At 56.4% G+C, this 20808-nt stretch carries 20 protein-coding genes; 4 read left to right on the top strand and 16 right to left on the bottom strand.

Translation table 11 applies throughout. From position 1 onward, the window contains the following. Nucleotides 1–39: 39 nt before the first annotated feature. The 8 genes from M9H61_RS15935 to uraH form a co-directional block, all read right to left on the bottom strand. Nucleotides 40–960: an ABC transporter permease gene (locus tag M9H61_RS15935; RefSeq protein WP_101245268.1), complete on the bottom strand. Its 921-nt coding sequence runs from the start codon at nt 958–960 to the stop codon at nt 40–42. Continuing rightward, complete coding sequence (locus M9H61_RS15930; RefSeq protein WP_101245267.1) at nt 960–2039, bottom strand: ABC transporter permease; 1080 nt, start codon at nt 2037–2039, stop codon at nt 960–962. Before M9H61_RS15930 ends, M9H61_RS15935 begins: the two co-directional genes overlap by 1 nt. Continuing rightward, the gene (locus M9H61_RS15925; protein WP_250285070.1) at nt 2026–3633 is read right to left on the bottom strand and encodes an ABC transporter ATP-binding protein; all 1608 of its coding nucleotides are present in this window, start codon (nt 3631–3633) and stop codon (nt 2026–2028) included. Before M9H61_RS15925 ends, M9H61_RS15930 begins: the two co-directional genes overlap by 14 nt. Before the next feature lie 87 nt (nt 3634–3720). Continuing rightward, complete coding sequence (locus M9H61_RS15920; RefSeq protein ID WP_220153943.1) at nt 3721–4194, bottom strand: nucleoside deaminase; 474 nt, start codon at nt 4192–4194, stop codon at nt 3721–3723. 109 nt (nt 4195–4303) lie between these two features. Further along, nucleotides 4304–5350, bottom strand: a complete 1047-nt coding sequence (gene xdhC / locus M9H61_RS15915) for a xanthine dehydrogenase accessory protein XdhC (RefSeq protein ID WP_250281604.1) — start codon at nt 5348–5350, stop codon at nt 4304–4306. A gap of 4 nt (nt 5351–5354) precedes the next feature. After that, nucleotides 5355–7751, bottom strand: a complete 2397-nt coding sequence (gene xdhB, locus M9H61_RS15910; RefSeq protein WP_250281602.1) for a xanthine dehydrogenase molybdopterin binding subunit — start codon at nt 7749–7751, stop codon at nt 5355–5357. Further along, nucleotides 7744–9237, bottom strand: coding sequence for a xanthine dehydrogenase small subunit (gene xdhA, locus M9H61_RS15905; protein WP_250281601.1), 1494 nt, complete (start codon nt 9235–9237; stop codon nt 7744–7746). Before xdhA ends, xdhB begins: the two co-directional genes overlap by 8 nt. Before the next feature lie 8 nt (nt 9238–9245). Further along, nucleotides 9246–9599 (bottom strand): hydroxyisourate hydrolase, encoded by a 354-nt coding sequence (gene uraH / locus M9H61_RS15900; RefSeq protein ID WP_101245263.1) that lies wholly within the window; start codon nt 9597–9599, stop codon nt 9246–9248. Between the two features lie 456 nt (nt 9600–10055). Here uraH and puuE point away from each other — a divergent pair, with 456 nt between their 5' ends. From puuE to M9H61_RS15880, 4 genes are all read left to right on the top strand, one after another. Then, nucleotides 10056–10970, top strand: coding sequence for an allantoinase PuuE (puuE, locus tag M9H61_RS15895; RefSeq protein WP_101245262.1), 915 nt, complete (start codon nt 10056–10058; stop codon nt 10968–10970). Between the two features lie 24 nt (nt 10971–10994). Beyond that, on the top strand, nt 10995–11522 hold the full coding sequence (gene uraD, locus M9H61_RS15890; protein WP_250281599.1) for a 2-oxo-4-hydroxy-4-carboxy-5-ureidoimidazoline decarboxylase: 528 nt from the start codon (nt 10995–10997) through the stop codon (nt 11520–11522). A 65-nt stretch (nt 11523–11587) separates the two neighbouring features. Then, nucleotides 11588–12607 (top strand): allantoicase, encoded by a 1020-nt coding sequence (alc, locus tag M9H61_RS15885; RefSeq protein ID WP_114112748.1) that lies wholly within the window; start codon nt 11588–11590, stop codon nt 12605–12607. A 30-nt stretch (nt 12608–12637) separates the two neighbouring features. Then, nucleotides 12638–13144 carry an ureidoglycolate lyase gene (locus M9H61_RS15880; RefSeq protein ID WP_114112747.1) on the top strand — a complete coding sequence of 169 codons (507 nt, stop codon included), beginning with the start codon at nt 12638–12640 and terminating at the stop codon, nt 13142–13144. Here the strand turns inward: M9H61_RS15880 and M9H61_RS15875 are convergent. The 8 genes from M9H61_RS15875 to M9H61_RS15840 all read right to left on the bottom strand — a co-directional run bounded on the left by M9H61_RS15875 (nt 13141) and on the right by M9H61_RS15840 (nt 20686). Continuing rightward, nucleotides 13141–13833, bottom strand: coding sequence for an HAD family phosphatase (locus M9H61_RS15875; RefSeq protein WP_250281597.1), 693 nt, complete (start codon nt 13831–13833; stop codon nt 13141–13143). The genes M9H61_RS15880 and M9H61_RS15875 overlap by 4 nt on opposite strands. Beyond that, nucleotides 13830–14636 (bottom strand): M48 family metallopeptidase, encoded by an 807-nt coding sequence (locus M9H61_RS15870; RefSeq protein ID WP_228194685.1) that lies wholly within the window; start codon nt 14634–14636, stop codon nt 13830–13832. The genes M9H61_RS15875 and M9H61_RS15870 overlap by 4 nt, the downstream gene beginning before the upstream one ends. A 162-nt stretch (nt 14637–14798) precedes the next feature. Continuing rightward, nucleotides 14799–15581, bottom strand: coding sequence for a succinate dehydrogenase iron-sulfur subunit (locus M9H61_RS15865; RefSeq protein ID WP_101245257.1), 783 nt, complete (start codon nt 15579–15581; stop codon nt 14799–14801). A gap of 25 nt (nt 15582–15606) precedes the next feature. After that, nucleotides 15607–17403 carry a succinate dehydrogenase flavoprotein subunit gene (gene sdhA / locus M9H61_RS15860; RefSeq protein ID WP_101245256.1) on the bottom strand — a complete coding sequence of 599 codons (1797 nt, stop codon included), beginning with the start codon at nt 17401–17403 and terminating at the stop codon, nt 15607–15609. Nucleotides 17404–17407: 4 nt separating this feature from the next. Beyond that, nucleotides 17408–17791 carry a succinate dehydrogenase, hydrophobic membrane anchor protein gene (gene sdhD / locus M9H61_RS15855; protein ID WP_101245255.1) on the bottom strand — a complete coding sequence of 128 codons (384 nt, stop codon included), beginning with the start codon at nt 17789–17791 and terminating at the stop codon, nt 17408–17410. 27 nt (nt 17792–17818) lie between these two features. After that, nucleotides 17819–18199, bottom strand: a complete 381-nt coding sequence (sdhC, locus tag M9H61_RS15850; RefSeq protein ID WP_101245254.1) for a succinate dehydrogenase, cytochrome b556 subunit — start codon at nt 18197–18199, stop codon at nt 17819–17821. A 449-nt stretch (nt 18200–18648) separates the two neighbouring features. Continuing rightward, on the bottom strand, nt 18649–19698 hold the full coding sequence (locus tag M9H61_RS15845; RefSeq protein ID WP_114112744.1) for a MaoC family dehydratase: 1050 nt from the start codon (nt 19696–19698) through the stop codon (nt 18649–18651). A 109-nt stretch (nt 19699–19807) separates the two neighbouring features. Next, nucleotides 19808–20686 (bottom strand): CoA ester lyase, encoded by an 879-nt coding sequence (locus M9H61_RS15840; protein ID WP_250281595.1) that lies wholly within the window; start codon nt 20684–20686, stop codon nt 19808–19810. Nucleotides 20687–20808 lie beyond the last annotated feature (122 nt).

The following is a 20808-nucleotide window of genomic DNA, read 5'->3' as shown; positions in this document are numbered from 1 at the left end:
GTCATTTGACGCGTTCCGGTCCAGCAAGCAGACCGGCCCTTATTGGGCCGGTCGGAACGCCTGACCAATACAGGCAGGCGCATTCAGTCTGATTTTCGCACGGTCGCTGGAAATAATCACCAGCACAATCACGGTCGCCAGATACGGCAGCATCGACATGAACTGGCTGGGCACATGAATACCGGCCCCTTGGGCATGAAGCTGCATGACCGAAATCAGGCCGAACATATATGCCCCTGCCAGCAAACGGCCAGGACGCCAGGTCGCAAACACCACCAGCGCCAGTGCAATCCAGCCACGACCAGCAGTCATGTTTTCCGCCCACATCGGCGTATAGGACAGTGAAAGATACGCCCCGCCAAGACCGGCCATCGCCCCGCCAAACATGGTAGCAAGATAGCGGATCTTGATCACGGAATAGCCGATGGCATGGGCTGAATGATGCGAATCCCCAACTGCCTTAAGCACAAGACCCGCCCGCGATTTTGCCAGGAACCAGCCAACCCCGATCACAACGGCAATCGAAAGATAAACCAGGAAATCCTGCCCGAACAGAATCGGACCAATCACCGGAATGGCACTGATGCCCGGGATCGAAAGGGCCGGCAGCGGATCAATCGCAAAGCCGACAAACTTCGAACCGACAAGGGCCGAAAACCCGATCCCGAAAATGGTCAGCGCCAAGCCTGTCGCCACCTGATTGGCCATCAGGCTCAGGGTCAGAAACGCAAAGATCAGCGACATCAGAACGCCTGCCACAACCGCGGCCAGAATGCCAAGAATGGCCGATCCACTTGATGCGGTCACCGCAAATCCGGCAATCGCACCGACCAGCATCATGCCTTCGACACCAAGGTTCAGAACCCCGGACTTCTCGGTCACCAGCTCGCCCGATGCCGCCAGCAAAAGCGGCGTCGATGCGGTAATCACGGTCAGGATAAAGGGTACAAGCCATTCCATTATGCGGTTCTCCCTTTGGCCGCGATTGAACCGAAACGAATGCGATATTTGGTCAGAACGTCACAGGCCAGCAGGAAGAACAGCAAGATCCCCTGAAACAGTCCCGTTACCGCATTGGGCAGACCAAGCGTGATCTGGGCAAGCTCGCCCCCCAGATAGGTCAGCGCCATGATCAGACCGCCAAACAAAATGCCGACCGGATGCAACCGCCCAAGGAAGGCCACAATAATCGCGGTAAAGCCGTAACCGGGCGATATTTGCGGCTGCAACTGGCCGATCGGACCCGATACTTCGAACAGACCGGCAAGACCGGCAAGCGCACCGCCCAGAAGCAGGGTGAACCACACCATGCGTTTCTGACGGAAACCGACATGGCGGGCGGCCTGCGGGGCCTTGCCGACAACACGCAACTGGAAACCGATCACGGATTTTGACAACAACAACCAACCGGCAATCACCACAAAGACGGCAATGGCCGTGCCAAGGTGCACACGCGTGCCGTCATAAATGATCGGCAGCAATCCGGCATCCGGGAACGGACGCGATTCCGGGAAGTTGAACCCTTCGGGGTTACGCCACGGGCCATGCACCAGGAAGCTCAAGAACAGTGTTGCAACATAGGTCAGCATCAAACTGGTCAGAATTTCATTGGCATTGAATTTGGTGCGCAGCAAGGCCGGGATCGATGCCCAGAAAGCCCCGCCAATCGCGCCCAGCACAAACATCGCCGGAAGTAAAAGTGCGCTTTCGCTGTCATGGAAATAAAGCGCCAGACCACCGCCGAAAATCGCCCCCATGGTCAGCTGGCCTTCGGCCCCGATATTCCAGACATTGGCCCGGAACCCCATGGCAAGACCGACCGCAATGATGACAAGCGGTGTGGCCTTCACAAACAGCTCGGAAATGCCATAGCTGTTATTGATCGGCAGAATGAAGAAGGTGTAAAGCGCATCAAACGGGTTCTTGCCCATAAAGGCAAAGATGATCCCGCCGACCACCAGCGTCATGAAAATTGCCAGAACCGGCGACAGATAAACCATCGCCTGGGAATGCTGGCGACGGGGTTCAAGCCTGACCAACGCGACCTCCTGTTTCTTCCATGTCGTTCGCCGGGGTCGCGTTGCCTTCAAGATCATGAAGGCCCCCCATCAACAAACCGATCTCTTCAATACTGACATCGGCCATCGGACGCGGTTTGGACATTTTGCCTTCCGCCATCACGACAACCGAATCACAAATGGCAAAAATCTCGTCCAGGTCCTGTGAAATCACCAGAACCGCCGTGCCCTTGGCCGCAAGATCAAGCAAGGCCTGATGAATGGCACTGGCGGCACCGGCATCCACACCCCAGGTCGGCTGCGAAATCACCAGCACACCCGGATCCTGAAGGATTTCACGCCCGACGATGAATTTCTGAAGGTTCCCGCCCGAAAGCGATCCGGCCTCGGCCCCCGCCCCGGTCGTGCGCACATCAAATGTCTTGATGATGTTATCGGCAAAGGACCTTGTCGGGACTTCGCGGATCAAACCGCGCGCGGCGAGCGCCATGCGTCGAAACGCCGTCAAGAACCCGTTTTCCGACAGGCTCATATCGGGCACGGCACCATGGCCGTTGCGTTCTTCGGGCACAAAGGCCGCCCCAAGACGACGACGGCGACGCGGGCCGAAATGGGCCACCGATTTGCCATCAATCTTGATGCTGTCGGGGGCAGCTTCATGCTCGGTCTCGCCGGCAAGCGCCTGGAACAGCTCGTTCTGACCGTTCCCGGCAACCCCGGCCACGCCCATGATCTCGCCACCGCGGACCTTGAGATTGATGTTCTTAAGGTGGGTGCCAAACTGCTCGTCACTGATCAGCGACAGGTCGGTAACGTCAAGGCGCACATCGCCAAATTCACGCTGCTTGCCCCGATCCGGCGCGGTCAGTTTCTGGCCGATCATCATTTCGGCCATGGATTTTGCGGTTTCCTCGCGCGGGTCACAGCCGCCAACCACCTTGCCGCCGCGCAGGACGGTCGCGCGCTGACACAGCGCTTTGACCTCGTGCAGCTTGTGGCTGATATAAAGGATCGCACAGCCTTCATCGGCAAGACGACGGAGCGTCTCAAACAGCTTTTCGACTTCTTGTGGTGTCAGGACCGAGGTCGGCTCATCAAGAATAAGCAGCTTGGGGTTCTGCAACAGGCACCGCACGATCTCGATGCGCTGACGTTCGCCAACCGAAAGCGTATAGACATGGCGATCCGGATCAAGCGGCAGGCCATAGGTCTTTTCGACTTCGATCACTTTCTGGCGCAGGACGGCCATATCGCGCACATCATTCATGGCAAGCGCGATATTTTCCAGAACCGTCATGGTTTCAAACAGCGAGAAATGCTGGAACACCAGACCAACACCCATTTCGCGCGCGTCATGCGGGCTATGGATGGTTACCGGTTTGCCTTCCCAGATCAGGTCGCCCTGATCGGCCTGAAGCACACCATAAATGATCTTCACAAGCGTACTTTTGCCTGCGCCGTTTTCCCCGAGCAGCGCATGGATTTCGCCAGGCTCGATACGGAAACTGATATCGTCATTGGCCAGACAGCCCGGAAAGGCCTTGGTCACGCCGCGCACTTCCAACTGCGCAGGTGCATTCCCCTTCATTGCTTCTGCCCCGGCATCACCGGTCATTGACGTCACTGTTGCCACCCCTATTTAGCGATATGATTTACAAGGCCCCGGCGGTTTTACCGCATAACGGTTTGCAATCAAACGGTCTCAATATTCGATCTTGTCGGTTTTGGCATCCCACGCGGCAAATACTTCGCGCGCTTCGGGCAAATCGACATGGACAATCGGCAAGGAACGATCATGGATCGGCTTTGCCACTTCATCATACAGGAACTGATCATCAAAACCGATGGCAGCAGCATCCTCGCGGCCATTGGCATAATAGATCTTGTCAAGACGGGCCCAATAGATCGCCGAAAGACACATCGGGCAGGGTTCGCAACTGGTATAAATTTCACAACCCGACAGATTGAAAGTCCCCAGCTTGGCACAGGCCGCACGAATGGCGCTGACCTCTGCATGGGCAGTCGGATCATTGTTGGAGGTCACATTGTTCCACCCTTCTGCAATCACTTCGCCATTGCGAACAATGATTGCGCCGAACGGACCACCGCATCCCTCTTCCATTTTTTGCCGCGACAAATCCACGGCGTGGCGCATATGGCCTTTGGCGTCACACACAGCCAAAATCTCCTTTACGAAACCCCTGATCTGGTCCCCAGATCACCTGACTGGGCCGTCATTTCGCGGCCCTTTATCATTAAAAAGTCCTTCAATGAAGGCTTTATAATCAGCCAACCCCGTCTGATGCGGTTTTGGTCGTCTGATTTTGTGCCATCTGTGCTTCGCGCACGGACAACAATTGCGCGGCAACCGATGCCGCAATCACCACCGGCTGTTTTCCGGTAATGCCTTGAATCCCAATCGGGCATGTCAAACGGCTGATCTCAGCCGCCCCCAACCCCCGATCTGAAAGCCGTCGAATGAAACGTGCCCGTTTGGTTTGGCTGCCAATCATGCCGACAAAACCAAGGTCATTGCGCATGATCGCCGCCCGACAGATGTCAAAATCCAGCGCATGGTTATGGGTCAGGATCAAAACATGGGCACCAGACGGGATGTCGGACACCTCCAGCTCTGGCCTATCACTTTGAATGATATGAAGTTTTTTGCTTTCTGGCAGATCAAGATACGCATCACGCGAATCGACCAGATGCACATCAAACGGCAAGGGTGCCATGGCCTGTACGATTGCCTTGCCAACATGGCCGGCCCCGAAAATCCACATCGGTGTCAGCGCTTCATCAAGGCGCAAACACAGCATATCCAGACCATTGATTGCCATGATTCCGCCGCGTGCTGTGCCAAATCCGGATGCCAGCATCGTGGCATTCGTCGTGTCCGCCCCCACCAACTCGGTGCGGCCCTGACCGCCATCGACCGGCAACATCACCCAGCGTCCGGATTGTGAAACAGGGCACGCAACAATATCGGCCAATACTGTTCTCAGATCGGCACGATCGCCATCGCTTAACAGATGGAAACCAACTTCGACAGAACCGCCACAACACTGGCCCAAACCCGGCCCCAGCGGAAAGCGTTTGATCCCGGCAACGGGCATGTTCGCAACACCGTTTTCCAACACGCTGCGCACCTGCAAGGTCACCTGATGTTCAAGATTACCGCCGCCAATCGTGCCCGCTATTTTGCCAGACGTAATCAGCATGAATGCCCCGACCTCGCGCGGGGTCGATCCCTTGATCGCCGCCACCGACACCAGCACCACCGGATCGGGTCCGGACAAAACACTGATATGATCACGCAGTGACAGGGTCATGGTTTCATTCCCCTGCGACCGAAACCGGCTGCCCGGCCTGTTCGATCATGCGTTTGGCAACATCGGCCACCGCATAAAGAACCGCCTCGGGCGTTGCCGGGGTATCAAGGTTTGGCACCACCTTGTGATCGGCAACCGATGCCACCGCATCGGCAATCGCACGGTGCACCGAAATTGCCAGCATCAAGGGCGGCTCGCCAACGGCCTTGGACCGATGAATGGTTTTTTCCACGTTTCGTCCGGACGACCATAATTGCATCCGGAAATCTTCCGGACGATCCGAACAGGCCGGGATTTTATAGGTCGATGGCGCATGGGTCCGCAGGTTGCCCTTGTCATCCCACCATAATTCCTCGGAAGTCAGCCATCCCATGCCCTGAATGAAACCGCCTTCGATCTGACCACGGTCAATCGCCGGATTAAGCGACCGCCCGACATCATGAATGATATCGACCCGCGTCACCTTGTATTCACCGGTCAGGGTATCAATCAGAACTTCGGAACAGGCCATGCCATAGGCAAAGTAATAGAACGGCCGACCCGACGCGGTTTCGCGGTCATAATGGATTTTCGGCGTCGCGTAATAGCCGGTCGCCGACAGTGACACACGCGCCAGATACGCCTGCTTGATCAGATCGGCAAAGGCAAGCTCCGCCACATCCCCTACAATGATCTTGCCCGGCACAAAGCGCACGGCACTTTCCGCAACACCGTATTTTTCCGCCGCAAAGGCAATCAGGCGGTTCTTGATCGTCATCGCCGCATCACGCGCAGCCATACCGTTCATATCCGCCCCGCTTGATGCGGCGGTTGCCGATGTATTGGGAACCTTGCCGGTATTGGTTGCGGTTATCTTGATCTGATCCAGATCGATCTGGAATTCTTCGGCAACGACCTGGGCCACCTTGATGAAAAGCCCCTGCCCCATTTCCGTGCCACCATGGTTCAGATGCACTGATCCATCCTGATAAATATGGATCAGCGCGCCCGCCTGGTTAAGGAAGGTGGTGGTAAAGGAAATGCCGAACTTCACCGGCGTCAGGGACAGGCCCTTTTTCAGAACCGGGCTTTCGGCATTGAATGCTTCGATCTCGGCGCGGCGCTTGCGATAGTCACTGGCTTTCAGGATATCGTCGGTCAGTTCCGGCAGAACATTGTCTTCGACCACCATATGATATGGCGTCGTATTGCGATCCTTGGTCCCGTAATAGTTGGCAATGCGCACATCCATCGGATCGCGCCCTATGGTCATGGCGATTTCATCAATGATGCGCTCGATTGCCACCATCCCCTGCGGCCCGCCAAACCCGCGGAATGCGGTATTGGACACAAGGTTGGTTTTGCAGCGATATGATCTGATTTCGACATCGCCAAGGTAATAGGCATTGTCGGTATGGAACATCGCGCGGTCGGCAATCGCGGCAGACAAATCGGCGGAAAACCCGCAATTGGCCGCGTATTGAAGATCAAGGCCGCAAATCCGCCCGTCATCATCAAAGCCGACGTCATAATCAACGATAAAGTCATGGCGCTTGCCGGTCATGACCATGTCATCATCACGGTCCAGACGGAATTTGGCCGGACGTCCGGTTTTCACCGCCACAATGGCCGCCAATGCCGCCCATTGTGATGCCTGCGTTTCCTTGCCGCCAAAACCGCCGCCCATACGGCGGACCTCGACCGTCACCGCATTGGCCGGACGGCCAAGGACATTGGCGATATTATGCTGGACCTCGGACGGATGCTGGGTCGAACAATGCAACAGAACATCACCATCCTCCTGCGGGATGGCAAAGGTGATCTGCCCTTCGAGGTAAAAGTGATCCTGCCCGCCAATTGCCATCCGCCCGGCACGACGATTTTTGGCCTTGGCCAGGGCCGATTTGGCATCGCCCTGTTTCATCACATGTGGCGGGGCGACGAATTGCTGCTTCTCCAGTGCATCTTCGATCGACAGAACTGCTGGCAGTTCTTCATATTCGATTTCCGCAAGCTTGGCGGCCGCGCGGGCCTGTGCGCGGGTTTCGGCTGCGACGCAAAATACCGGCTGCCCATAGAACTGCACGATACCATCGGGCAAAACCGGATCATCATGGGTGTGGGCGGGTGACACGTCATTCACACCGGGCACATCATCCGCGGTCAGAACGCAAACCACACCGGGGGCGGACCGGACCTTGGACAGATCCATCTTCCTGATCTTGCCATGCGCAATCGTTGCCGCGCCGGGGGCCAGATGAAGCGTGCCATAAGGTTCGATAATGTCATCGATATAGACCGCTTCGCCCGCCACATGTTTCGGGCCGCTATCATGTTTGGAACTGGACCGCACCCCACCCGAAAGACCGGCGGTCGGGGCGATCACTTCATCGGTTTCGGTTTGGCTGATCTGATCAGACATGGGCTGCCTCCTTGCCGACAAGGCGGGTGGCAATTTCGGGTGCGTTGGTTTCGATAAACAGCTTGGTCAAAAGGTTCTGGGCCACCAGCATGCGGTATTCCTTCGATGCCCGCATATCGGTCATTGGTGCGAAATCCTTGGCCAGTGCCAGTTGGGCCGCATTCAGGCTGGCTTCATTCCAGTCCTTGCCGATTATGGCCGCTTCGCATTTGGCTGCCCGCATCGGGGTGCCGGCCATGCCCCCAAACGCCGCACGGAATTCCACGACCTTGCCCTCAACGACCTTGATCGCAAAGGCGCCAAGCACCGCGGTAATGTCCTGATCAAACCGTTTGGAAATCTTGTAGGCCTTGAACACCACGCCTTTGGCCGGTTTGGGCACGATCACGCTTTGCACAAACTCGCCCGGATGACGGTCCTGTTTGCCATAGGTCACAAAGAAATCTTCAAGGGCGACTTCGCGTCTTACATCGCCCATGCGCAAAACAATCTTGGCCCCCAACGCAATCAGGGCCGGTGGTGTGTCACCAATTGGCGAGCCATTGGCGATATTGCCCCCCACGGTTCCGGCATTGCGAATTTGCCGCGAACCGATCCGGCGTACCAATTCCCCGACATCAGCAGCAACCCGGCCAAGCGCATCATGGGCGCGGCTATAGGTCACACCAGCCCCGATAATCAGGGCATCTTCGGTTTCACTGACCGATTTCAGGTCTGCGACATCGCCAATATAAATAATCGGGTCCAGACGTTTGAGCATCTTGGTCACCCAAAGTCCGACATCCGTCCCGCCGGCCAGAACCGTGGCATCGGGATGCTGGACCAGAAGTGCGGCAAGTTCATCAGATGTTTGCGGCGCATAATAGCGCCCTGCCGGATGTTCAAGCGCAACCGTACCCGCACCATCAACCATCGCACTCAGACGGGCCGCAATATCCAAACGACGCTTTTGCTCAGCCGCGTCGTTGGCAGCAACCCCGCCAGCCTTGCGGGCGGCCTCGATGATCGGGCCATAGCCTGTGCACCGGCAAAGGTTCCCCGCCAGCGCATCATTGATCGCACCGCGGTCATCTTCGCCACCATCAAGCCACAGCTGATAAAGGCTCATGACAAAGCCCGGCGTGCAGAACCCGCATTGCGATCCATGGGTATCGACCATCGCCTGCTGTACGGGATGAAGGGTGCCGTCACTTGATTTAAGATGCTCGACCGTCAAAAGCTGCTTGCCATCAAGGGTCGGCACAAACTGGATACAGGCATTGACCGTGCGATACGCCATGCCGCCCTTGCCGTCCGGCTCCCCCAGAACGACGGTACAGGCACCGCAATCGCCTTCGGCACAGCCTTCCTTGGTGCCGGACTTGCGTTCGTACAGACGCAGATATTCAAGAACCGTCATCTGCGGATCAACATCACGCAGGCTGCGTTCTTCATTGCCCAAAAGAAAATGGATATCAGAACGGAAAGAACCGGTCGCGTGCGCCATGATCAACCTCAGCTTCCGCGATAGGTGGAATAGCCGAACGGCGACAACAACAGCGGCACATGATAATGCGCCTGCCCGTCAGAAATACCGAACCGGATGACAACCTGATCAAGGAATTTGGGATCGGGAAGATTTTCCCCGCACGCATCAAAATACGCCCCGGCATGGAACACCAGTTGATATTCACCGGGTTTGAAAGAGGCACCTTCAAGCATCGGCGCATCGGTGCGGCCATCGGCATTGGTCACGGCCTCGGCAACCAGATCATCATGACCATTGCCATAGCGGTGCAGCTCAATGCGGATTCCAGCAGCCGGGCAGCCTTTTGCCGTATCCAGTACATGGGTAGTCAGTCGTCCCATGCCGGGCCTCCTCTCTCTTATTCTTACTTTTGTGGTCGGTCGCTTCTCCCGTGTTCGACATTCTTTTTGGGGCGGGCCCTTTGGTTTTGTGTCGAACTTTATAGCGCTTCAAAAGGGTCGCATTCCGCCTGCCCTCGGGAAAGAGGGGATAAAGTGAAACTATATCAATAATTCTTTGAAAAACGAATGTATCAGTTTAAGGCACTATAACATGCAACCGTGGCAAAAAGCCTTGGAAGACCGCGTAAAACGTGGCCCTACTTACCTTCCGTCCAGGAACATTATCAAAACCGTCTTGATAGTGCGGCACTTATCAGGTCCGGCAGGCACGGGTTTATCCCTTGCTGCACCGCGACCTATGGTTAATTGTAACCACAAAGATGCTACACCAAACGGTCCCCACAACAAAGCCGGGCGTTAGGCACAGGACCGATTAGAATTCAGGAGAAGGCCCAAATGAACGACCAGACATATGCGCGCGACTTGATCGGATATGGCGAAAACCCGCCCAAGGCCAATTGGCCCAATGGCGCACGCGTGGCTGTTCAGTTTGTCCTGAATTACGAAGAAGGCGGTGAAAACTGCATCCTGCATGGTGACCGCGCGTCCGAGGCGTTCCTGTCTGAAATCGTCGGTGCCGACATGCGCGAAGGTGTGCGTCATATGAGCATGGAGTCGATTTACGAATACGGCTCGCGCGTTGGTGTGTGGCGCATCCTGAATCTGTTTCGCGAACGCCAGATCCCGATCACCATCTTTGCCGTCGCCATGGCCCTTGCCCGCCATCCAAAAGTTGGCGAAGTCGCGATGAAGGATGGACACGAGATTTGCTCGCACGGCTATCGCTGGATTGACTATCAGTATGTGCCCGAAGATATCGAACGCGAACATCTTCACAAGGCGATTGATATCATCAAGGACGTCACCGGCGAACGTCCGCTTGGCTGGTACACCGGCCGCACCAGCCCCAATACCCGCCGCCTGGTCAATGAGGAAGGCGGCTTCCTCTATGACGCTGATGACTATAGTGACGAACTTCCGTTCTGGAGCACCCAGACCGAAAAGCCGCATCTGATCGTGCCCTATACCCTTGATGCCAACGACATGCGTTTTGCCGCCCTTCAGGGTTTCAATTCCGGCGAACAGTATTTCCAGTATCTCAAGGACAGCTTCGACACCCTCTACGAAGAAGGCGCACATACCCCGCGCATGCTGTCACTTGGTCTGCATTGCCGACTGGTCGGGCGTCCGGGCCGCTTTGCCGCGCTGAAACGTTTCGTCGATTATGTCCAAAGCCACGATGACGTCTGGTTTGCCCGCCGGATCGATATCGCCCGCCACTGGCGCGAACATCATCCGTTCGCTGGCTGAGACCGACGCAGGAATACCAATATCATGACAGAATCCACCAAATCCCTGTTTGAAACCCGCCCGCCCAGCACATTGGCCAAAAGCGCCTTTGTCTCGCTGTATGGCGGGGTTTACGAACATTCGCCCTGGATCGCCGAACAACTTTATGATCGCGGCATCACCGATGCCCATAACACGCCGGCGGCCTTGGCCGATGCGATGGCGGCCATTGTCAACGGGGCGGTTGATGCCGACAAGCTGGCACTTTTGCGCGCCCATCCCGACCTTGCCGGGAAACTGGCCCTTGCCGATCTGACGACCTCGTCCCAGAACGAACAGATGGGGGCGGGTCTTGATCAATGCAGCGCCGATGAACTGGCCCGCTTTACCGAACTCAATGACCTTTACAAACAGAAGTTCGGTTTTCCGTTTATCTTTGCGGTCAAGGGATTCCATCGCACCGATATTCTTGCCGCCTTTGAACGGCGGGTGAAAAACGACGTCGAAACCGAATTTAACGAGGCGATCAATCAGGTCCATCGCATTGCGAAATTGCGGCTGGAAGCGCTGTAAACCGGACTTCCGACAAACCGGATTGATCACCGAATAATAAACGACCATTTCAGGATTTTATGACCATGAGCCATCAGGAAAATCACGACGCACCGGAATTTACCCGGAAGTTTGTCAACCTTGCCGATGAACGTCTTGGCGCAGAGGCCATTTTTGCGACAGATGATTTCTTTGCCGACAAACAGCGGATGCTGCAAACCGGTGATGCCGTGTTCTATCCGGATCGCTATGACGATCATGGCAAATGGATGGATGGCTGGGAAAGCCGCCGCAAACGGGTCGAAGGCCATGATTACTGCGTCGTCCGCCTGGCGACGTCGGGGCGGATTTACGGTGTTGATATCGACACCAGCCACTTTACCGGCAACTTCCCGCCAGCCGCATCGCTTGAAGGCTGCTATTGCCCGAATGGCGATCCGGCCGATGATGCCAAATGGGATGAAATCGTTGCCCCCATGGGCCTTGGTGCCAGTGCCCATCACTATGCCGATGTAACCTCGGATGCCATCTATACCCACGTTCGCCTGCATATTTACCCCGATGGCGGTGTTGCGCGCCTGCGTGTCTATGGCCGCCCCAACCGCGACTGGACGGAAATGGCCGCCAAGGGCGAACAGGTCGATCTTGCCGCCATGATCAATGGCGGCGTGGTTGTTGGCTGGTCCGATGCCCATTACGGCAACCCGAACGCCATTCTGGCACCGGGCCGCGGGGTCAATATGGGGGATGGCTGGGAAACCCGTCGTCGCCGCGAACCGGGTAATGAATGGCTGATCGTCGAACTTGGCCACCCCGGCGAGATCGAAAAAATCATCGTTGATACCTGCCACTTCAAGGGCAACTACCCGGACCGCGTTTCGATCCAGGGGGCCTATGTGGACGGCGAAAAGGACAAGTCGCTGCGCGCACGGTCCATGTTCTGGTCAACCATCCTGCCCGAAAGCAAAATGCAGGCTGATCACATCCATGAATTCGACGCATCGGCCCTGACCGTCAATGGGCCGGTCACCCATTTGCGGGTTAATTCGATCCCGGATGGCGGCATCAGCCGTCTGCGCATCCTTGGCAAACCGGCCACCAGATAAACCGCCACCAACCAAAAGGATTGTGCAGGTATGAAGCTTCCGGTCGAACACCTGACCCAAGATGCCTTCGCCCCGTTTGGCGAAGTCATTTCGATTGCCACCGCGCGCGACAGCTACAAGATCAATCAGGGCACCACCACCCGGTTTCACGACATCTCGCGCGTTGATGTTGCCGACGAAGGCGGGGCTCCGATCATCAGCATCTTTCGCGGCACACCGCGGCCAAAACCGATTGAAATCACGATGATGGAACGTCATCCACTGGGCTCGCAGGCCTTCATGCCGCTGTCGGGGCAGAAATTCCTGATCGTCGTGGCATCGGGTACAGATGATCCGGCCCCGGAAAACCTGCGCGCCTTCCTTTCGGACGGAACACAGGGGGTGACCTATGCCAAAAATATCTGGCATCACCCGCTTCTGGTGCTGGAAGAAGACAGCGATTTTCTGATCGTGGATCGTTCGGGTCCCGGCAACAACCTTAATGAAATTGACCTGCCGCTGGTCGATGGCGAAGTCATCACACTGGACTGGGCTTAACCCCTACCATCGCGATCCCGGCTGATCAGACCCAACTTACGCAGGTAGCAGTGCAAATCCGCGCTGCTTCCTGCAACATATTCCGCCCCGGCATCGCGCAGGATCCCTTCGTCCCCGGCATTGCGATGCGCCCCGCCAAGAAATCCGACACACCGCATCCCCGCCGCACCGGCTGCGATCACTCCGGACGGGCTGTCTTCGATCACAAGGCAGCTTTCCGGCTCCCATCCGCAAGTTTTCGCAGCAAGCAGGAAAACATCCGGCGCGGGCTTGCCATGTGCCACTTGTTGGGCTGAAAAAATACGTCCCTCAAAGAATTCGGACAGTCCGGTTATCGAAAGACAGTGATCAAGCCGCGCCAAGTCACTCCCCGAAGCCAGGGCAAAAGGTACGGTCAGGCACCCAAGAAGCTCAGCCATCCCGGCAATGGCCCGCAGATCGGTTGCAAACAGGCGCGCCAGTTCGGCCTCGCACTGTTGCTGATAGGCAGCCGGGTCAATATCGGTGCCAAATCGCGCATTCAGCTCGGCCACCATCTCGCGATAGGCAACACCACCGAATGTGCGTGCAAGTTCTGCAGCCCCAAGGCTAATGCCATATTCGGGCAGCATCCTTTCATCGACCGCAAAAGACAGAATCTCGCTGTCAATCAGGACACCGTCGCAATCAAAGATGATATGCCGGGTCATTGCGCGGGCTGGATATTGCCACCGCTATTAAGATCAAGCGCCAGAAGGCGTTTCTGAATGGTTTGCGACAGAACCGGGCCCGCCCCGGCCTGCAATGCACGCTGATAGGCGGCACGCGCCATATCGGTTTTCCCCATCGCCAGGGCATTGTCGGCGAAATGGGCAATATGTTCTGCGGTCGGCATTGCCTTGTTGACCCGAATGAAAACTTCCTCGGCCTCGGCATAGCGGCCCTGGCGATACAGGATCAGCCCATAGGTATCAAGTGCCCCGGGATCATCGGGCGCCACCGCAAGCGCCTGTTTCGAAAGTCTTTCCGCCTCATCAAGGTTTTCGCCGCGCACCGCATAGTGATAGGCAAGCCAGTTCGCCGCCCCCATATTGCCCTGGCCTGCCGCCTGATAGGCCTCGGCCGTCATGGTATCGCCATAGGACTTGATCACGCTTTCAATGGCAGCCTGATCAAGGCCATCCACCCATGTCAGCCCGACCCGCACCGCCTTGCAGCCTTGTGCATTGGCCTGGCTGCACATGGCAACGGCCTCTTCGACGGCGCCCATGACGGTGGCCTTCGGACCGGCGGCATATTCCTTGCCCGTCTCGTCGCGCGCCATCGCCTTGAAATCGATCATCGCCCGGTAACGGTCATCAAGCTTGGCCTCGGTGGGGGCTGCAAACATATCCTGCGGTTCCCAGTTCGGACTGGTATCCCCGCAGGCCGCAACGGCCAAAACCATTCCAAGCCCGATAACGGAACGCAAAGGTGCAAATTCAAACTGGCGGCGCATAAACAAGACGGTCATTCCCCATGTTCGAGCAAAAGAGCCGGAAGCATCATAACCCAATTGCGTAATTGCAGGGTTAACATCCTGATCACAGACGAAAAAGCCGCCGGGATCCGTGATCTCCGGCGGCTTTAACATGCTGGCGTAAAACGCCAATATCAGGGCAACACAGCCTGCGGCTTAGGCGCGGCGTTCTGCGATCATCTTTTTGATTTCGGTGATCGCAAGCGCCGGATTCAGGCCTTTCGGGCAGGTGTTGGTGCAGTTCATGATCGTGTGGCAACGATACAGGCGGAACGGATCTTCGAGTGCATCGAGACGTTCACCGGTATATTCGTCACGCGAGTCTGCCAACCAGCGATATGCCTGAAGCAGAACAGCCGGGCCGAGGTAACGGTCGGAGTTCCACCAGTAGGACGGGCACGCGGTAGAGCAGGAGAAGCACAGAATGCATTCCCAAAGACCATCAAGCTTCGCACGTTCTTCACGCGACTGAAGACGTTCGCCATCCGGCGGGGTCGGGCTGTCAGCTTTAAGCCACGGCTCGATCGAAGCAAGCTGTGCATAAGGCTGCGACAGATCAGGCACCAGATCCTTGACCACCGGCATATGCGGCAGCGGATAGATCTTTACTTCGCCCTTGATGTCTTCGATCGGCTTCAAGCACGCAAGCGTGTTACGGCCATCGATATTCATCGCGCACGAACCGCAAATGCCTTCGCGGCATGAACGGCGGAAAGTCAGGGTCGCGTCGATCTCGTTCTTGATCTTGATCAGCGCGTCCAGAACCATCGGACCACATTTGTCGAGATCGATATCGTAGGTATCCGTACGCGGGTTATCGCCGCTATCGGGATCATAACGATAGATCTTGAACGAACGGACATTCTTCGCGTCAGCCGGAGCAGAGAACGACTTGCCCTCTTTCACGACCGAATTGGCGGGAAGATTGAATTCTACCATCTCTCAAATCCTCTCTTGCCGCGCCTTAATAGACGCGCTCTTTCGGCTCGATATACGACACTTCGTCGGTCAGGGTGAAGGTATTGACCGGACGATAGGTCAGATCAACGCCATAGCCCTTCTCGGTGTCGACCTTGGCGATCGTGTGCTTCATCCAGACTTCGTCATCACGCTTCGGATAATCTTCGTGGGCATGTGCACCACGCGATTCATGACGCGCTTCTGCCGAATTCATGGTTGCTGCGGCACAGGTCATGAGGTTCTCAAGCTCGAGAGTCTCGACCAGGTCCGAGTTCCAGATGAGGGAGCGATCCGAAACGCCGACGTCGGGAAGCGTCTTTGCGGTTTCGGCCAATTTGCCAACGCCTTCCTTGAGGATTTCCGAGGTCCGGAACACGCCGCAGTTGCCCTGCATGACGCGCTGCATTTCCAGTCGGATATCCGCAGTCGGACGCGAACCCTTTGCCCAGCGCAGACGGTCGAAACGTGCAATCGCTTCGTCGCCATCGTTGGTTTTGAGTTCCTTGAACGATGCTTTGCTGTCGACCACTTCGGCGGCATGAAGACCACATGCACGGCCAAACACAACAAGGTCGAGCAACGAGTTGGTGCCCAGACGGTTTGCACCGTGGACCGACACGCAAGCTGCTTCACCTGCCGCCATCAGGCCCGGAACGATTGCGTTCGGATCATCAGCGGTCGGACGCAGAACTTCGCCCTTATAGTTGGTCGGAATACCGCCCATGTTGTAATGGACCGTCGGAAGAACCGGGATCGGCTCCTTGGTCGCATCAACACCGGCAAAGATTTTTGCGGTTTCGGTAATACCCGGCAGACGTTCCCAAAGTACTTCCGAACCAAGATGTTCAAGATGCAGGTGGATATATTCGCCATGTTCGCCAACACCGCGACCATCACGGATTTCCTGTGCCATGCCACGCGACACAACGTCACGCGATGCAAGGTCCTTAACGGTCGGCGCATAACGTTCCATGAAACGTTCGCCTTCGGAGTTGGTCAGGTAACCACCTTCGCCACGGGCACCTTCGGTGATCAGGCAGCCCGAACCGTAAATGCCGGTCGGGTGGAACTGAACGAATTCCATGTCCTGAAGACCAAGACCCGCACGGGCCACCATGCCATGACCGTCACCGGTACAGGTATGGGCCGAGGTGCAGCTGAAGAATGCACGGCCATAACCGCCAGATGCCAGAATGACCATCTTGGCGTTGAAACGGTGCAGTTCGCCGGTATCAAGATCCCAGGCAACCAGACCTTTGCACGAACCATCGTCATCCATGATCAGATCAAGGGCGATATATTCGACAAAGAATTCGGCTTTGTGCTTCAGGCACTGCTGATAAAGCGTATGCAGCATGGCGTGACCGGTACGGTCAGCCGCAGCACAGGCACGTTCAACCGGCGCCTTGCCGTGGTCGCGGGTGTGACCACCGAACGGACGCTGATAGATTTTGCCATCTTCGGTCCGCGAGAACGGCATGCCGTAATGTTCAAGTTCATGAACCGCCGGAACGGCGTTACGGCACATATATTCGATCGCGTCCTGGTCACCAAGCCAGTCGGAACCCTTGACGGTGTCATACATATGCCACTGCCAGTGATCCTCGGACATGTTGCCAAGCGATGCACCGATACCGCCCTGGGCAGCAACGGTGTGCGAACGGGTCGGGAAGACCTTGGTGATACATGCGGTTTTCAGGCCGGCTTCAACCGTGCCCAGCGTCGCGCGAAGACCAGCGCCGCCCGCACCCATAACAACGACGTCGTAGTTATGGTCGATAATTTTATATGATTCAGTCATTGGCTCAGGCTCCGGCAAAAACGATACGCAGGACTGATACGATGGCTGCAACCGACAGGAACGCCGCAACAGCTTTGATCAGCATCAGCGAAATCACTTCTGCTTTACGGTTATGCACATAATCTTCGATCACGACCTGCAGGCCGTGCGTGAAATGCACAGCAACGCTGATGATCAGAAGGATCATCATGGTCGAGTGGAAGTACGAGCTCAACCAGGCGTGAACGGCATCGTAATCGGCCGTGTGCCCTGCAAGAATCGAAAGAATGAACCAGATACCGAGCGGAAGGTTCGCAGCAGCCGTAACGCGCTGGGTCCACCAGTGCGAAGAGCCACTTTTGGCAGAACCGAGACCGCGGACACGGCCTAGATCGGATTGCATCTTCATGACAAGTTTGTCCCCTCTTGCCCGGCCTTAGGCCAGACCGATGATCCAGGTGATAATGGTCAGCACAACTGCCGCGCCAAGGACGATCGGGTTGCCTTTGGCAGCACCCTCATTCGTCAGGCCGCGACCGGTATCCCAGATCAGGTGACGGATACCGTTGCAAGCGTGGTAATAAAACGCCGCCGTCCAACCGAACAGCAGCAGCAGACCAAACCACGAGGTGAAAAATGCGTGATAGCCGTTAAAGGCGTCACGACCAGCGCCGGCACCAATCAGCCAGGACGCCAAAAATACGAAACCAATGGCAAGGCCGACACCCATCGCGCGGAAGGAGATGGACATCTTTGCCGTCATCGGAAGCCGGTACACCTGCAAGTGCGGAGACAGCGGCCGATTGGCTTTGCTCATAGCGGAATTGCCTCTTCTCAAAGTAGCTGGCGGGAAAGCAGGGTTTATTTACCCATGCAGCGGGTTTGAGTCAATCTGAACCCCTTCTAAATCCAAAGAATTCAGGACAAAAACGCCTCAACTGCCTCCGTTTAACTACGTAGGTTGACCTCTCAGACGCCGTAAACACCCCCGCGGGAAGGGTTCAATGAACAACACAGGGTCATCCATTTGACGCGCATACGACGTAACGTGGATTTAGCAATTGCACAATTAGACCTTCTTACGCAAGGAAACTGCCCCTGGTTCAGGCCGAATTTATTGCAAACACATGTGGATGCGATAACGCCTGATCAAGATCAGAACGCCAGACCGCGTCAAATTACCCCCGACATCACAAAAGAACGGTTAAGGAAAGCCGACCACAGCCCCGGACCAACACACAGTCGGAACAGGGACCTGCACAAGGATCACCGCGGCATCAGCACCGTGTAATCGAAATCAAGCAACACATCGGGATGATATTTGCCATCCTCGCTACGCAGCGGAAAATCACTGGCCTGACGGTTGCGCACCGCAACAAGACGCAGACGCAACGCCCCCAGATCCCGCCTGCCCGGCAGCTCGAATTTTCCAAGCACCTCGGACCAGGCAAATACCGTATCCCCGGCAAAGGCCGGGTTGGCATGGGCCCCGGCATTGATCGCGGCAATCCGGAATGCATTGCCAAGCCCGTTGAATGAAAGTGCGCGCGCCAGTGAAATGATATGTCCGCCATAAATCAAACGCTTGCCAAACCGGCCTTCATTGGCCGCAACCTGATCGAAATGGACCTTGGCGGTGTTTTGATAGAGTCGCGTCGCAATCTGATGTTCGGATTCTTCAAGCGTCATGCCATCAACATGATCGATCTTCTCGCCGACATAATAGTCATCCCAGCGATGCGGCGATCCGGCCAGCTGCGTTTCATAGGATGTCATCGCAAGACCGACAGGGATCTGAAACGCCTCGGGTGCGACCATCCCGGGCAATTCGGGCAAAACGGTTTCAGGGGCCGGGGCATTTTCATCGCGCTTGCGCACCATGACCCAGCGATTGTAATCGAGAACCATCTCGCCGCGCTGATTGCGTCCGACGGAATTGACATAAACCACACCGGTCTTGCCGTTTGAATTTTCCTTCAAGCCGATCACGGTTGAGACCGAACTGACCGTATCACCCGGATAAACCGGCACCCCGAACACCCCGCCCGCATAGCCAAGATTGGCCACCGCATTAAGCGACACATCCGGTACGGTTTTGCCAAACACCATGTGAAAGGCCAAAAGATCATCGACCGGGGCCGACTGGAACCCGATAGAACGGGCAAATTCGTCCGATGACTGAACCGCAAAGCGCGGCCCGTAAAGCCCGGTATAAAGGGCGACATCGCCACTGGTAATCGTGCGCGGTGTGGCGTGGCGGATTTCCTGTCCGATCTGGAAATCCTCAAAATAATTACCCGGATTGGTCTTTGACATTTCTAGCCTCCCTGAATGGCAAAGTTCCTGCAATTTCGGTCCGCAATGATCCCGGCCGGCCTTTTCATGCCTGTTTTGGGGATCGGACGCGGACCGTTTCGGCCCGATTTCAGCTCGCATCCATTTCGGAAATCAGATCGGCCATCGCCACCAGCTTCTTGGCCGACACCACATGCAGGTTTTCAATCAACTTGCCATCCACCACGACAACCCCCTTGCCCGCGGCTGCGGCTTCTTGGTGGGCGGCAATGATTTTCCGCGCCCAGTCAATTTCGCTTTGGGCCGGGGCAAAGGCCGCATTGGCTGCCGCAATGGTTTTGGGATGAATAAGCGTCTTGCCATCAAAGCCAAGCTCGCGCCCCTGCTTGCAGGATGCCGCAAACCCGTCATCATCCCCCAGATCAAGATGCACACCATCAAGGATCGCCAACCCATAGGCCCGCGCGGCCAACAGGCAAAGGCCAAGACTTGTGATCATTGGCAAACGGTCCGGGGTATGGGCACAGTTCAGATCCTTGGCCAGATCCGACGTCCCCATGACAAAGCCCCCCAGTCGCGGGTGCGCACCTGCTATTTCCTTGGCATTCAGCATCGCAAGCGGCGTTTCCATCATGCACCAGATGCTCATGCCGGCGTGCGCCCCCTCGGCCTCCATGATATTGGCGACCTGACGGACCGTATCGGCACTTTCGACCTTGGGCAGCAGGATCGCATCGGCAGCCGTCTTTGACGCCGCAACAATATCGGCATAGCCCCACGGGGTATTCAGGCCATTGGTTCTGATCTGGATTTCACGTTTGCCATATCCACCCTCGGCAAGGGCGGCGACGATCTGGTCACGCGCGGTTTCCTTGGCATCCGGGGCAACCGCATCCTCAAGATCAAGAATAAGGCCATCGGCCGGAAGGCTCCTGCCTTTTTCCAGTGCACGGGCATTCGATCCCGGCATATAAAGCACAGAGCGGCGCGGACGTGGGGCAGCAGCCATCAGATTTCTCCCGTTTGATAATTTTCGTTCAATATTTTACGTTAATTTTTACGAAAATTACCCAAACTTGTTTTGCACTGCAAGTCACTTTTTGCACTGCATCATACCAAAATCACCGCACA

This window comes from Thalassospira sp. GO-4, assembly GCF_023588965.1.
In the GTDB taxonomy this organism is placed as follows: Bacteria; Pseudomonadota; Alphaproteobacteria; order Rhodospirillales; family Thalassospiraceae; genus Thalassospira; species Thalassospira povalilytica.
Note: the sequence above shows the minus strand (reverse complement) of the source record. Positions and strands in the feature narration are given on the sequence as shown.